The sequence below is a fragment of the Legionella tucsonensis genome (genome assembly GCF_001468035.1).
Taxonomy (GTDB): Bacteria; Pseudomonadota; Gammaproteobacteria; order Legionellales; family Legionellaceae; genus Legionella; species Legionella tucsonensis.
The window spans coordinates 1-15278 of record NZ_LNZA01000005.1; the positions used below are offsets into that span (position 1 = coordinate 1).

Consider the following 15278-nt stretch of genomic DNA (forward strand, 5'->3'; position numbering starts at 1 on the left):
GTGGTCTACGTGACCAATCGTCCCCACATTTACGTGTGGCTTCTTACGTTCAAATTTTTCCTTCGCCATTTCAATAACCTCGTTTTAACTTTTTATTGTTTCTTAATAATTGCTTCAGCAATGTTATTTGGAGCTTCAGCATACTTAGAAAATTCCATAGTATATGTTGCTCTTCCTTGGGTAGCAGAACGTAAATCGGTCGAATAACCAAACATCTCTGCAAGTGGTACTTCAGCTCTAACAATTTTTCCTGCTGGAGAATCTTCCATACCCTGTACAAGACCACGGCGTCTATTAAGGTCGCCCATAACATCGCCCATGTAGTCTTCAGGAGTAACTACTTCAACACTCATAATTGGTTCAAGTAAAACCGGTTTGGCTTTTAATGCACCTTGTTTGAAACCCATTGAGCCAGCAATTTTGAACGCCATTTCACTAGAGTCTACTTCATGGAATGAACCATCAAATAAAGTTACTTTAACGTCTACTACTGGATATCCAGCAATAACGCCATTTTGCATTTGCTCTTGAATCCCCTTATCAACAGCTGGAATGTATTCTTTAGGGATAACACCACCAACAATTTCATTGATAAACTCATAGCCTTTTCCAGGCTCTTGAGGTTCAATTTTTAACCACACATGCCCAAATTGACCGCGTCCACCAGATTGTCTAACAAATTTACCTTCTTGTTCCACTTTTTGTTTCAGTGTTTCACGATAAGCAACTTGAGGCTTACCTACATTGGCTTCCACATTAAACTCGCGTTTCATGCGGTCAACAATAATTTCTAGATGAAGTTCACCCATACCTTCAATAATCGTTTGTCCTGATTCTTCATCTGTATGAACTCTGAATGATGGGTCTTCTTGAGCTAATTTACCAAGAGCAATCCCCATCTTTTCTTGGTCTGCTTTAGTTTTTGGTTCAACAGCAACTGCAATTACAGGATCTGGGAAGTCCATTCTTTCAAGGATGACAACACTATCTGTATCACATAAGGTATCACCTGTTGTTACCGTTTTTAGTCCAACAGCAGCAGCAATATCTCCTGCCCTTACTTCTTTAATTTCTTCACGTGAATTGGCGTGCATCTGTAACAAACGACCTATACGCTCTCTTTTTGCCTTCACTGAGTTGTAAACTGTATCACCACTCTTCAAAATACCTGAGTATGCTCTAAAGTAAGTTAAAGTTCCAACAAATGGGTCAGTAGCAATTTTAAATGCCAAAGCTGAAAATGGTGCATCATAACTTGTTTCACGAGAAGCGGGTTCACCATCCTCATCCACACCTTGAACATCAGGAATATCAGATGGAGAAGGCAGATATTCAATTACGCCATCTAAAACTGCTTGTACACCTTTATTTTTAAAGGCTGAGCCACAAAAAACAGGAACAATCTTGTTACATATTGTTAATTGACGAAGTGCTTTTTTGATTTCTTCTTCGGTAAGCTCTTCACCTTCAAGATATTTTTCCATCAGTTCTTCGGTTGCTTCTGCAGCGGCCTCAACAAGTAGTGCACGATATTCTTCGCATTGACTCTTGAGATCCTCAGGTACTTCTTTATATTGGAATGTCATGCCCTTATTTTCTTCATCCCAATGAATTGCTTTCATTTTAATGAGGTCAATAACACCTTTAAACTCTTCTTCTGCGCCAATAGGTAGTTGAACAACGACAGGATTTGAACCCAATCTTTGCTTAATTTGGGTCACTACACGAAGAAAGTTTGCACCCATCCTATCCATCTTATTAACAAATACTATACGCGGTACGCCGTATTTATTTGCTTGACGCCAAACAGTCTCTGATTGTGGTTCTACACCAGATACTGAATCAAACACAACTACAGCACCGTCGAGTACACGCAATGAACGCTCAACCTCAATCATGAAGTCAACGTGTCCTGGGGTATCAATAATATTGATACGGTGGGGTTCAAATTGCTTGTCCATGCCAGGCCAGTAGCAAGTTGTTGCTGCTGAGGTAATGGTAATGCCGCGCTCTTGCTCCTGAACCATCCAGTCCATTGTTGCAGCGCCGTCATGAACTTCACCAATTTTATGAGACATACCAGTATAATACAGTACACGCTCTGTTGTTGTAGTTTTTCCAGCATCAACGTGGGCTGCAATTCCTATGTTTCTATATAGTTTTAATGGAGTAGACACGGATTACCCTCTCTCTTAATTCCATCTAAAATGTGCAAACGCCTGGTTAGCTTTTGCCATTTTATGCGTATCTTCACGCTTTTTCACTGCAGAACCTTTACTTTCGTAGGCGTCCATCAGCTCTCCAGCCAAGCGTAACATCATACCTTTTTCACCACGAGTACGTGCAGCTTGAACAATCCAGCGCATTCCCAATGCAATGCTGCGATCTGTTCTTACTTCAACTGGAACTTGATATGTAGCACCGCCAACTCGACGCGAACGAACTTCTACGCTTGGGCGAACATTATCTAAAGCATTTTCGAAGTAACGAAGAACAGTTGCTGAACCACTTGTAGAACCTGATTCACCTTCTTCTTCATCTGTCTTTTTAAGCTTCTTTACGCGCTCTTCTAAAACAGATAAAGCACCGTATATTATTTTTTCAGCAGTAGACTTTTTACCACTGACCATTAAAACGTTAATAAACTTTGCTAGCAGTTCACTATGATGTTTAGGATCTGGCAAAATTTCTCTTTTAGGGACTTCTCTTCTTCTAGGCATTTCAATTTCCTACAATCAGTTATTTTTTATCTTTTGGCTTTTTAGTACCGTATTTTGAACGACCTTGTTTACGATCATTAACACCTGATGTGTCTAAGCTACCTCGTACCGTGTGATAACGCACACCAGGTAAATCTTTAACACGGCCACCTCTAATTAGAACAACTGAGTGTTCCTGCAGGTTGTGGCCTTCTCCACCAATATATGATGAAACCTCAAATCCATTGGTTAAACGTACACGAGCAACCTTACGCATAGCTGAGTTAGGTTTTTTAGGTGTAGTAGTGTAAACGCGTGTACAAACACCGCGTCTTTGTGGACATGATTCCAGTGCTGGTACGTTACTTTTCTTCTTTACGTCCACACGAGGCTTTCTTACTAACTGATTAATAGTAGCCATTTATACTTAACTCCGATCTGTCTCTTTTGATTATTTCGAATGCATAAGGAGGCCGGATTCTATATAGCTACGGCAGATTTGTCAAGTTTAATCTGCCGTTTTTCGAATCCGAACTAGTGTTCTTGATTGTCTGCGTTTAATGCTTCACTTAACGCATGTTCAACATCACTTGCAGTAACAGTATGCACTGGGTGCTCACCGGCTGCAGCCTTAGCTCTTTTTGCCTTACGGCCTTGATGATAAGCATAACCTGTTCCTGCAGGAATCAGGCGTCCAACCATCACGTTTTCTTTTAACCCACGTAAATCATCAACTTTACCACTTACAGCAGCTTCAGTTAGTACTCTTGTTGTTTCTTGGAACGAAGCAGCGGAGATAAATGATTCAGTTGCCAAAGAAGCCTTTGTAATACCCAACAATATAGGTGTCCCTCGCGCAATTTGTTTATCTTCAGCAATAAGTTTGTCATTTTCTTGCAATAAAATGCTTTCCTCTACTTGCTCACCTACCAAGAACTTTGAATCCCCCGCAAAAGTAATAATACGTTTACGTAGCATTTGTCGTACGATTACTTCAATATGTTTGTCATTAATTTTTACACCTTGTAAACGATATACATCCTGTACCTCATTTACGATGTAATTCGCTAATGCACCTACACCCAATAGACGTAATATATCATGCGGATTGAGTGCACCTTCAGCGATAATCTCACCGCGCTCAACATGTTCGCCTTCGAAGACAGAAATGTGCCTCCATTTCGGTATCAATTCTTCATGACATTGATCTTCAGAAATATTAATAAGCAATCTTCTCTTACCCTTTGTTTCCTTACCAAAACTAACCATTCCCGAAACTTCAGCCATAACTGCTGAGTCTTTAGGTTTACGTGCTTCAAATAAATCAGCTACTCTTGGCAAACCCCCTGTAATATCGCGAGTTTTGGAACGCTCTTGAGGGATACGGGCAATAACATCCCCAATTCCCACATGACTACCGTCTTCAAAATTAACAATCGCGTCTACAGGCAGATAATATTGGGCAGGAACATTAGTACCAGCAAGATAAATATCTTCGCCATTTTCAGTAACTAGTTTTACCATTGGACGCAAATCGCGACCCGCGGCACTGCGTTGTTTTGCATCGATAATTACAATATTGCTCAAACCGGTTAATTCATCGGTCTGTCGATTCATGGTAATACCATCGATTAAGTCTACAAATTTCAGATAACCACTTACCTCAGAAATAACTGGGTGAGTATGAGGATCCCAAGTAGCAATAACTTGTCCAGCATCCACTGGTGAATTATCTTGCACGGAAATTACAGCACCATAAGGTAGCTTATAACGTTCACGTTCACGACCAAACTCATCAACAATCGTTACCTCACCGGAGCGCGATACAGCAACCAGATTTTTATTTTCATGTGTTACTGTTTTAATATTATGTAAACGAATAACCCCTTTAGTTTTAATCTGGATATTATTTGCCGCTGTTGCTCTTGATGCTGCTCCCCCGATATGGAAGGTACGCATTGTTAACTGCGTTCCAGGCTCACCAATTGATTGAGCAGCAATGATACCTACCGCTTCGCCAGTATTAACAAGGTGACCTCTTGCCAAATCACGACCATAGCACTTAGCACATAATCCAAATCGTGTTTGGCAAGTAATCGGTGAACGAACCATGATTTGATCCACGCCTTGTTTTTCCAGTTTTTCTACCCACTCTTCATCCAATAATGTCCCTGCAGTAACCACAGGCTCACTTTGGTTAGGTATGTAAACATCTGAAGCAACTACTCGTCCTAATACGCGCTCATGTAAAGGCTCAACGATATCTCCACCTTCAATCAGAGGTTGCATTAGAATACCAGTGTCAACACCACAATCATCTTCGGTAATTACGACGTCTTGCGCTACATCGACTAAACGCCGTGTTAAGTAACCTGAGTTAGCTGTTTTTAACGCGGTATCTGCCAGACCTTTTCTCGCACCGTGAGTTGAAATAAAGTACTGGAATACATTCAAACCTTCACGGAAATTAGCGGTAATTGGTGTTTCGATAATCGAGCCATCTGGTGCAGCCATCAATCCACGCATACCTGCAAGCTGTCTGATTTGCGCTGCAGAACCCCTAGCACCTGAGTCAGCCATCATGAAAATTGGGTTAAATGATTCTTGTCTGACAAGATTACCTTTTGCATCACGAGCTTCTTCAGTTGCTATTTTGCTCATCATAGATTTAGCAACTAATTCATTTGTTCTGGACCAAATATCAATTACTTTGTTGTAACGTTCGCCATTGGTTACCAAGCCTGAACGGAATTGTGATTCAATTTCACGAACTTCATTATCAGCATGTTCAATAATATTGGATTTATCATCAGGTATTTCCATATCTTCAATACCAATTGATACGCCAGAACGTGTCGCATACTTAAAGCCGGTGTACATGAGCTTATCAGCAAAAATTACAGTTTCCTTCAAACCAAAATTTCTATAGCAACTATCAATAACTTTCGAAATTACTTTCTTGGTCATGGTACGGTTTATTGTTGCAAAAGTCATACCTTTAGGAAGAACCTCAGCAAGAATAGCTCGACCAACTGTAGTTTCTACCAGATGATGTCCCTCTCCATCTTCCTTAGGCATACGGATTTTAATTTTTGCATGAATATCAAGATGTCCTGATTCGTAAAAATTCTGTGCTTCCTGGGCGCTGACAAAAATCTTCCCTTCACCTAATGCATTAACCTTTTCTCGAGTTAAATAATATAATCCTAGTACAACGTCTTGACTGGGAACAATAATTGGCTCACCACTCGCAGGCGATAAGATATTATTGGTAGACATCATTAGCGAGCGAGCTTCTAATTGTGCTTCTAAAGTCAACGGAACGTGAACAGCCATTTGGTCCCCATCGAAATCTGCGTTATATGCAGTACAAACTAAAGGATGCAGTTGTATCGCTTTACCTTCAATCAACACAGGTTCAAATGCCTGAATACCTAGTCTATGTAATGTAGGTGCACGGTTTAAAAGGATAGGATGTTCACGAATAACATCATCTAAAATATCCCAAACGACCGACTCTTCACGCTCTACCATTTTTTTGGCAGCTTTAATTGTTGTAGCTAACCCTCTAAATTCAAGCTTGCTGAATATAAATGGTTTAAATAACTCAAGAGCCATTTTTTTTGGAAGACCGCATTGATGTAACTTCAAAGTCGGACCAACCACAATTACTGAACGTCCTGAATAATCTACACGCTTACCTAGCAAGTTTTGGCGGAATCTACCTTGCTTTCCTTTAATCATATCCGCTAAGGATTTGAGAGGCCTCTTATTTGTACCTGTAATCGCACGGCCACGACGTCCATTATCCAGCAGGGCATCAACTGATTCCTGTAGCATTCTCTTTTCATTACGCACAATAATATCAGGTGCGTTCAGATCGAGAAGACGTTTCAAACGATTATTTCGGTTAATAACACGTCGATACAAATCATTCAAGTCAGATGTAGCAAAACGTCCTCCATCTAAAGGAACTAAAGGTCTTAAATCAGGCGGTAGAACAGGTAATACATCCATGACCATCCACTCTGGCTTATTACCAGAGTCATAAAACGCTTCAAGCAGTTTTAATCTCTTCGTGATTTTCTTTATTTTTGTTTCAGAGTTTGTTGTTGGTAATTCTTCACGTAAATTCTTGATTTCTTCTTCCAAATCTACTTGACGAAGCAAATCACGAATTGCCTCAGCACCCATTCGTGCGTCAAACTCATCACCATACTGTTCCATTGCATCAAGATATACTTCATCATTCAGCAACTGGCCTCGCTCAAGCTCCGTCATCCCTGGATCGACGACAACAAACGCTTCAAAATAAAGAACACGTTCAATGTCTCGTAACGTCATGTCAAGTAATAAACCAATCCGAGAAGGTAATGACTTCAAGAACCAGATGTGTGCAACTGGACTTGCAAGTTCAATATGTCCCATTCGCTCACGACGTACTTTAGCCAGTGCAAGCTCTACACCACATTTTTCGCAGATAACTCCGCGATGTTTGAGTCGCTTGTACTTACCACATAAGCACTCATAATCTTTTACTGGACCAAATGTTTTGGCACAAAATAAACCGTCTCGCTCAGGTTTAAATGTTCGGTAATTAATTGTTTCCGGTTTTTTTACTTCACCATATGACCATGAACGAATTAGTTCTGGAGAGGCTAACGCAATCTTAATTGCGTCAAACTCTTCACTTTGTCCCTGTTGCTTAAGGATGCCGAGTAAATCACTCATTACAGGTGCTTTTCTCATTGGTTCATTCATTGGATCGTCGTTTAGAGTACTCAAGTCTATGCCTCCAAAAATTTGTTAATCAGTATGTATCGCTGAAAAAGTTAATCGTGTTCGAGTTCAATATCTATTCCAAGTGCACGAATTTCTTTCAACAACACATTGAAAGATTCAGGCATTCCTGGATCCATACGATGATCGCCATCGACAATATTTTTGTAGATTTTTGTTCTACCTCCAACGTCATCTGATTTCACAGTCAACATTTCCTGTAATGTATAAGCTGCACCATAAGCTTCGAGAGCCCATACTTCCATCTCTCCAAAGCGTTGGCCACCAAACTGTGCCTTACCACCCAGTGGTTGTTGCGTTACAAGGCTGTATGAACCAGTTGAGCGAGCATGCATCTTATCATCAACTAAATGGTTTAGTTTCAACATATACATGTAACCTACAGTTACTGGGTTATCAAATTTGCTTCCAGTTCTACCATCAATCAAGAAGGTTTTACCATCAGAAGACAAATTTGCTAGCTGCAGCATGCTTTTTATTTCTTCTTCAGAAGCACCATCAAAAACAGGTGTTGCCATCGGTACACCGGCTCTTAGATTATCTGCCAATCTGAGTAACTCTTCATCATTCAGACAATCTAGATGTACTCTTTGTACATCATCATGGTTGTATATCTTATTTAAAAACGATCTGATTTCAGCTGTATTCTGTTTTGAATCAAGCATCTGAGCAATTATATTTCCCAAGCCTTTTGCAGCTAAACCAAGATGAGTTTCCAACACTTGTCCAATATTCATCCGTGAAGGTACACCCAATGGATTAAGAACAATATCCACAGCTGTTCCATCTTCCATATGTGGCATGTCTTCAACCGGAACCACAATAGAAATAACCCCTTTGTTTCCGTGTCGACCAGCCATTTTATCACCTGGCTGAATACGTCTCTTCACTGCAAGATATACCTTAACAATTTTTAACACACCAGGAGCTAAATCATCACCTTGAATTATTTTCTTACGACTATCATTGAACCGCTTTTCCATTTCTTTAGACAACAGTTCAAGTTGTTTTGAAAGTTGTTCTAATTGCTGGCTAATTACATCGTTTTCGAGACGAATATCAAACCATTTCTCTCTACCTATTTTATCAAGATACTCTTGGTTTATTTTAGTTCCTGGTTTCAGATTTCCTGGACCACCTGTTGCTACCTTATCGTTTACAATGTTAGCCACGCGATGGTATATATCTTCCTCACGAATACGTCGCTCATCAACTAAGTCCTTACGAACTCGAGCTAGATGTTCTTCTTCAATACTTTTAGCACGCGCATCTTTTTCTAAGCCATCACGCGTAAATACTTGAACATCAATAACTGTACCGTTCATTCCTGAGGGAACACGTAATGAAGAGTCTTTAACATCAGAAGCCTTTTCACCAAAAATTGCACGCAGCAACTTCTCTTCGGGTGTCAGTTGCGTTTCACCTTTAGGAGTAACTTTTCCAACCAGAATATCGCCTGCTTTAACTTCCGCACCGATATAAACCACCCCAGCTTCATCCAGGTTAGAAAGTGCTGATTCACCAACATTTGGAATATCAGCAGTAATTTCTTCAGTACCTAATTTAGTATCACGTGCAATACAAGTTAACTCTTCAATGTGAATCGTTGTAAATCGATCATCTTGTACGATACGTTCTGATATAAGGATAGAGTCCTCAAAGTTATATCCATTCCAAGGCATAAAGGCGACCAATAGATTTTGGCCTAGCGCTAACTCACCCATATCAGTACAAGGACCATCAGCCAAGATGTCTCCTTTTTGAATCATATCGCCAGTATTAACAATTGGACGTTGATTAATACATGTATCTTGGTTTGAGCGGAAATACTTAGTCAGGTTGTAAATATCAACGCCAGTTTCACCCGCTGTTGTCTCGTCATCATTCACTCGAACAACAATTCGCGATGCATCAACAAGATCAATTACTCCACCGCGTTTAGCAACTACAGAAACTCCTGAATCAGAAGCAACAATACGTTCCATTCCTGTACCTACCAGCGGTTTTTCAGAACGTAAAGTTGGCACTGCTTGACGTTGCATATTTGAACCCATCAAAGCACGGTTCGCATCATCATGCTCCAAAAATGGAATTAGAGAAGCAGCTACAGAAACGATCTGCTTAGGTGAAATATCCATGTAGTTAATATTATCAGGTGTAGTTAATGAAAATTCATTTTGATGTCTACAAGGAACGAGATCTGCAAGAATGTTTCCGTTCTTATCAAGAGTTACACTTGATTGTGCAATATACTGATCAACTTCTTCAATAGCTGACAAATATTCAATCTCATCAGTCACACGACCATTAATTACTTTGCGGCATGGAGTTTCAATAAATCCATAATCATTTGTTCTTGCATAAACAGATAATGAATTAATCAAACCAATGTTTGGACCTTCTGGTGTTTCAATAGGGCAAACGCGTCCATAGTGCGTGGTATGAACGTCACGAACTTCAAAGCCAGCCCGTTCACGTGTTAAACCACCTGGACCCAACGCTGAAACCCGACGTTTGTGTGTGACACCAGATAATGGATTAACTTGGTCCATAAATTGGGATAATTGACTTGAACCAAAAAATTCTTTAATTGCAGCAGAAACTGGTTTTGCATTAATTAAATCCTGTGGCATCAGATTTTCAGACTCAACCAAGCTTAGACGTTCTTTTACAGCCCTTTCAACACGTACAAGACCAACTCTAAATTGGTTTTCTGTCATTTCACCAACACTGCGAACCCTTCTGTTACCTAGGTGGTCAATATCATCCACCATACCAATACCATTTCTTATATCGATTAGTGTTTTGATAACATCCAATATATCTTCTTTAGTCAAAGTACTTGGGCCATCATCATTTTTTCTACCGACACGACGATTAAATTTCATTCTACCAACTGCTGATAAATCATACCGCTCATCAACAAAGAATAAATTTTTAAATAAAGCCTCAGCTGCTTCTTTAGTTGGTGGTTCTCCGGGTCGCATCATACGATAAATTTCAACTAGCGCCTCTAACTGGCTTGATGTAGGATCAATTTTTAAGGTATCTGATATATAAGAACCATGATCCAAGTCATTGGTGTAAATCATGTCAAACTCATGAATTCCATTGGACGCCATTAGATCAAGGGACTCATCAGTTACTTCGTCATTTGCTTGCGCGATAAACTCCCCAGTAGAAGTGTCTATGATAGTTTTTGCTAATGTTTTGCCTATTAAGTAGTCGCGTGGAACAATCAGATCTTTCATCTGAGCTTTTTCCATTTGTTTAATATGACGAGCAGTAATTCTTCTGCCTTGTTCTACAATAAGCTCACCTGTTTCAGGAACAAGAATATCAAACGAAGCAATTTCACCTCGAAGTCGTTGAGGAATTAAATCAATGTGATATTCACCATTTTTAAGATGACAACTTGTCATTTCAAAGAATTCACTCAAGACGTCTTCTGTTTCGTATCCTAAGGCTCTTAATAAAATACTTACGGGTAACTTACGTCTTCTATCAATTCGGACATAAACACAATCTTTTGGATCAAATTCAAAATCTAACCACGAGCCGCGGTAGGGTATAATACGTGCAGAATACAATAGCTTGCCCGATGAATGAGTTTTACCCTTATCATGCTCAAATATCACACCAGGGGATCGATGCAATTGAGAAACAACTACTCTCTCAGTACCATTTACCACAAATGTACCAACATCTGTCATTAAAGGGATTTCACCCATAAAAACATCTTGTTCTCTGATGTCTTTGATTGGTTTAGGATCTTCGCTTGCGTCCTTATCAAGTACAACAAGTCTGATTTTGACCCTTAATGGCGCAGAATAGGTTAAGCCTCTTAATTTGCATTCACGAACATCAAACGCTGGTTCGCCTAATTTATAACTAACATATTCTAGTCGTGCATTGCCAGAAAAGCTTTCAATCGGAAATACAGAAGAAAATGCAGCATGCAATCCTGTATTAAATTGTTCGTTTGACTTACTATCAGCCTGAAGAAAATCCCTATAGGATTTAAGTTGAATTTCAAGCAGATTTGGTATTGCCATTTTATCGGCCTGATTACCAAAGCTTTTGCGAAATCGTTTTTTCTCAGCATGCGAATATTGAGGTTTAGCTTCTGCAACGGCCATGGTGTTTCCTCTGTAAATTATTGATGACTTCAAACACGTAAACCCAGCCATGAAACCATGGCTGGGTCCTATCTCACTGATATAACTTTATTATTTAACTTCTACTGAAGCACCAGCTTCTTCAAGTTCTTTCTTGATGTTAGCAGCTTCATCTTTAGATACACCTTCTTTAATTGTTGAAGGAGCACCTTCTACTAAGTCCTTAGCTTCTTTCAAGCCGAGGCCAGTAATACCACGAACTGCTTTAATTACGTTAACTTTATTTGCACCGAAACTGCTCATAACAACAGTAAACTCTGTTTGTTCTTCAGCAGCGGCAGCAGCACCAGCAGCTGGAGCAGCAACTGCAACAGCAGCAGCGGCAGCAGAAACATTAAATTTCTCTTCCATTGCTTCGATTAATTCAACAACTTCCATAACAGACATGTTTGCTATGGTTTCTAAAATATCATTTTTTGACACAGCCATTACTAGCTCCTGATTTAAAATTAATTTAATGATTAAATGAGATTTAACCTATCTTCTTATCTTTTACTGCTGCTAAGGTTCTTACTAATTTAGCATGTGGCTCAGCAAGAGTTCTGACAAATTTCTCAATTGGCGCTTTCATCACATACATCAACTTGGCAATTGCTTCATCACGAGTCGGTAAGCTAGCAACAGCATCAATCTGATTTGCTTTATATACTTTTCCGCCTACGGATAGTGCTTTAATCTCAAGTTTTTCAAATGTCTTAGTGAATTCTTTTAGTAGTCTTGCAGCATCACTAGGTGCTTCCAGCGATAATGCAATGAACAACGGGCCTACAAGCAAGTCATTCAAGCATTCAAATTCAGTATTTTTAAAAGCTCTTCGTGTTAATGTGTTTCTAACAACACGAAGATAAACACCGGATTTGCGTGCTTCGCTACGCAATTGCGTCATTTGATTAACGGTTAAACCACGATAATCAGCAACCACTGCCGAAATAGCTTTTGAGGCGACCTCAGTCACTTCTTCAACAACAGCTTTTTTTTCAGCTAAATTTAATGTCACGTTACTGACCTCCTAATTATACAAATCACAAGGATTTGCCAGTTATGGTGGCCGTCTCTTTTAAAATTGGAGCCGGTTCACCGTCTGCGCAGGAAATTAAGCGTTAGCACCTGCGGTCTTCGACGGCATGGAACCAAATCTATGCCGTGAATTCTTAAAAATGGGTCATTATATTACACAGGTATTGACGAAATATCAATAGCTATGCCAGGGCCCATAGTTGTAGATAAAGAGATTTTCTTTAAGTATTGACCTTTAGCCGAAGTAGGTTTTGCTTTCTTAAGATCATTAATTAAAGCAACTATGTTTTCAATGACGTCTTCAGCAGTAAAATCTACTTTACCGACAGAGCAATGAATAATACCATTCTTATCAGTTCTGTAGCGTACCTGTCCTGATTTTGCATCTTTTACTGCTGCTTCAACATTGGTAGTAACTGTTCCAACCTTTGGATTTGGCATTAGGCCTCTTGGACCTAAAATCTGACCTAGCTGTCCAACAATGCGCATTGCATCGGGTGTAGCAATAACAACATCGAAGTCCATTACGCCACTTTTGATTTTCTCAGCCAAATCTTCAAATCCTACAATATCCGCACCTGCATCTTTAGCTTTGGTGGCATTATCACCTTGTGCAAATACAGCCACACGTACTACTTTTCCGGTACCTTTAGGTAGGTTAGTTGATGAACGCACAACTTGATCAGATTTACGAGGATCAACACCCAAATTAACACTTATATCTAAACTTTCACGAAATTTAGTTGAAGCAAATTGTTTTAACAGGCTAATTGCTTCAGTCGCGCTATATAAATGATTTGACTTAATTGTCTCTATAATCTTCTTTTGCTTCTTAGATACTCTTGCCATGGCATACCCCTTACTCTAAACCTTCAACGTCAATACCCATACTGCGCGCAGTACCTGCAATACTTCTAACTGCTGCCGATAAACTTGCTGCTGTTAAATCAGGTTCTTTGATCTTCGCAATTTCCTCGAGTTGTCTCACGTTAAGCTTGGCCACTTTTTTAGTGTTGGGTGTACCACTTCCACTTTGAATACCTGCAGCTTTTTTCAGAAGAACAGAAGCGGGTGGAGTTTTAGTAACAAAGGTAAAACTACGATCACTATACACAGTAATTACAACTGGAGTAGGTAACCCTTGCTCCATCTGTTGTGTTGCTGCGTTAAACGCTTTACAGAATTCCATAATGTTAACACCGCGTTGACCCAAAGCTGGACCTACAGGTGGACTTGGGTTTGCTTTACCTGCTGGAATTTGTAACTTAATATAAGCTTCTACTTTTTTTGCCATATTTTACTCCTCATGGGTCAAGCACCGGATTTTAGAGAAAGTATGAATAACTTTCCTTTTATTTCTGGCTCCCCTTTTCTACAAAAAAATAAGCCCAAACTCTTTAGTTAAATTCGATATTTAAAAGAGTTATTAGGGCACCTTAGCGAACTAAGTTTTCTCTACTTGACTAAATTCAAGTTCTACTGGAGTAGATCGTCCAAAAATTAAAACAGCTACTCTTAATCTATTTTTCTCATAATTGACTTCTTCTACTACACCATTAAAGTCAACAAAAGGACCTTCTTTAACTCGAACCACTTCGCCTGGTTCAAATAGGATCTTAGGTCTTGGTTTAGTGACACCATCTTCAACGCGTTGCATAATTGCACGAGCTTCTTTATCAGTAATAGGTGTAGGAGTTTGGCTTGTTCCACCAATAAAGCCTAAAACTCTTGGTATCGCTCTAATCATATGCCATGTTTGATCATCCATAACCATGTTCACCAATACATAGCCAGGAAAAAATTTACGTGTACTTTTGCGCTTTTGGCCCGAGCGCATTTCAATCACTTCTTCTGAAGGTACAACAACTTCACCAATTTTATCTTCTAAATTGTGATGTTGAGCTCGGGACTTGATTTCGCGCATAACGAAATTCTCATAACCTGAATAGGCATGTACAACGTACCACTGTTTCGATTTGTGTTCTTCCACCGAATTCACCCTAAATGCGTTATTTTAGCAATTGCCCACATCATTACTGAATCGACCCCCCAGAGTATAAATCCGGTTACTGCAACCATAACAATAACAATGGTTGTTGTCTGTATCGTCTCTTGGCGAGTTGGCCAAACGACTTTTAACAATTCAACTTTTGACTCTTGAGCAAATTTAAAAACTTGTTTACCTGCAGATGTCAGATAGCCAAAAAATAAAGTCAATAATAACCACATAAGCCATATTATTGAGAGGATTGGGCCCGAAAATGTATAGTAGTATGTGCAAGTAAATGCCACTGCAGTTATAAGAACTACAGCCATCCATGAAAATAGATCTTTGCCATTACTTTGATTTTCGTTCGAACTTTTCATATTCACTTGTATGTTGGCAGGCCAGGAGGGAATCGAACCCCCAACCTGCGGTTTTGGAGACCGCCACTCTGCCAATTGAGCTACTGGCCTAAATTATTAATTGGCATGAGCTGATAAACTCATGCCAACACAACTTAACTCTACTATTCAATAATTTTAGCGACAACACCGGCGCCAACAGTACGGCCACCTTCCCGAATTGCGAAACGCAAACCTT

The 15278-nt window shown here is 39.7% G+C and carries 13 protein-coding genes and 1 tRNA gene; all 14 read right to left on the minus strand.

The window, feature by feature from the left end; translation table 11 throughout:
• A partial coding sequence (locus Ltuc_RS15905) for a hypothetical protein (RefSeq protein WP_232322316.1) occupies positions 1-69 on the minus strand: 69 nt, incomplete at its 3' end.
• A 23-nt stretch (positions 70-92) separates the two neighbouring features.
• A complete protein-coding gene (gene fusA, locus Ltuc_RS12600; protein WP_058521721.1) occupies positions 93-2177 on the minus strand; it encodes an elongation factor G in 2085 nt (694 codons plus the stop codon).
• 15 nt (positions 2178-2192) lie between these two features.
• A complete protein-coding gene (gene rpsG / locus Ltuc_RS12605) occupies positions 2193-2720 on the minus strand; it encodes a 30S ribosomal protein S7 (protein WP_058521722.1) in 528 nt (175 codons plus the stop codon).
• A 19-nt stretch (positions 2721-2739) separates the two neighbouring features.
• Positions 2740-3120 carry a 30S ribosomal protein S12 gene (rpsL, locus tag Ltuc_RS12610; RefSeq protein WP_010654837.1) on the minus strand — a complete coding sequence of 127 codons (381 nt, stop codon included), beginning with the start codon at positions 3118-3120 and terminating at the stop codon, positions 2740-2742.
• Between the two features lie 113 nt (positions 3121-3233).
• Positions 3234-7430, minus strand: a complete 4197-nt coding sequence (rpoC, locus tag Ltuc_RS12615) for a DNA-directed RNA polymerase subunit beta' (protein WP_058521728.1) — start codon at positions 7428-7430, stop codon at positions 3234-3236.
• A 101-nt stretch (positions 7431-7531) separates the two neighbouring features.
• Positions 7532-11638 (minus strand): DNA-directed RNA polymerase subunit beta, encoded by a 4107-nt coding sequence (gene rpoB / locus Ltuc_RS12620; RefSeq protein WP_058521723.1) that lies wholly within the window; start codon positions 11636-11638, stop codon positions 7532-7534.
• A 90-nt stretch (positions 11639-11728) separates the two neighbouring features.
• A complete protein-coding gene (rplL, locus tag Ltuc_RS12625) occupies positions 11729-12106 on the minus strand; it encodes a 50S ribosomal protein L7/L12 (protein WP_058521724.1) in 378 nt (125 codons plus the stop codon).
• A 43-nt stretch (positions 12107-12149) separates the two neighbouring features.
• Entirely contained in the window at positions 12150-12674 is a 525-nt protein-coding gene (rplJ, locus tag Ltuc_RS12630; protein WP_058521725.1) for a 50S ribosomal protein L10, read from the minus strand.
• A gap of 173 nt (positions 12675-12847) precedes the next feature.
• Complete coding sequence (rplA, locus tag Ltuc_RS12635; protein WP_058521726.1) at positions 12848-13543, minus strand: 50S ribosomal protein L1; 696 nt, start codon at positions 13541-13543, stop codon at positions 12848-12850.
• Positions 13544-13553: 10 nt separating this feature from the next.
• On the minus strand, positions 13554-13988 hold the full coding sequence (gene rplK, locus Ltuc_RS12640) for a 50S ribosomal protein L11 (protein ID WP_058521727.1): 435 nt from the start codon (positions 13986-13988) through the stop codon (positions 13554-13556).
• Between the two features lie 150 nt (positions 13989-14138).
• The gene (gene nusG / locus Ltuc_RS12645; protein WP_058459055.1) at positions 14139-14684 is read right to left on the minus strand and encodes a transcription termination/antitermination protein NusG; all 546 of its coding nucleotides are present in this window, start codon (positions 14682-14684) and stop codon (positions 14139-14141) included.
• 5 nt (positions 14685-14689) lie between these two features.
• Entirely contained in the window at positions 14690-15061 is a 372-nt protein-coding gene (gene secE, locus Ltuc_RS12650) for a preprotein translocase subunit SecE (RefSeq protein WP_058521729.1), read from the minus strand.
• A gap of 14 nt (positions 15062-15075) precedes the next feature.
• Positions 15076-15151: transfer RNA gene (locus Ltuc_RS12655), tRNA-Trp, on the minus strand.
• A gap of 53 nt (positions 15152-15204) precedes the next feature.
• The coding region (locus Ltuc_RS15130; protein WP_202814033.1) for an EF-Tu C-terminal domain-related protein at positions 15205-15278 on the minus strand (74 nt) is incomplete at its 5' end.

What these genes read in the sequence shown, in the direction of transcription:
- rpsG (WP_058521722.1), bottom strand. Translation starts at nt 2,720, where the DNA reads ATGCCTAGAAGAAGAGAAGTCCCTAAAAGAGAAATTTTGCCAGATCCT.
- rpsL (WP_010654837.1), bottom strand. Translation starts at nt 3,120, where the DNA reads ATGGCTACTATTAATCAGTTAGTAAGAAAGCCTCGTGTGGACGTAAAG.
- rpoC (WP_058521728.1), bottom strand. Translation starts at nt 7,430, where the DNA reads ATGAGTGATTTACTCGGCATCCTTAAGCAACAGGGACAAAGTGAAGAG.
- rpoB (WP_058521723.1), bottom strand. Translation starts at nt 11,638, where the DNA reads ATGGCCGTTGCAGAAGCTAAACCTCAATATTCGCATGCTGAGAAAAAA.
- rplL (WP_058521724.1), bottom strand. Translation starts at nt 12,106, where the DNA reads ATGGCTGTGTCAAAAAATGATATTTTAGAAACCATAGCAAACATGTCT.
- rplA (WP_058521726.1), bottom strand. Translation starts at nt 13,543, where the DNA reads ATGGCAAGAGTATCTAAGAAGCAAAAGAAGATTATAGAGACAATTAAG.
- rplK (WP_058521727.1), bottom strand. Translation starts at nt 13,988, where the DNA reads ATGGCAAAAAAAGTAGAAGCTTATATTAAGTTACAAATTCCAGCAGGT.
- secE (WP_058521729.1), bottom strand. Translation starts at nt 15,061, where the DNA reads ATGAAAAGTTCGAACGAAAATCAAAGTAATGGCAAAGATCTATTTTCA.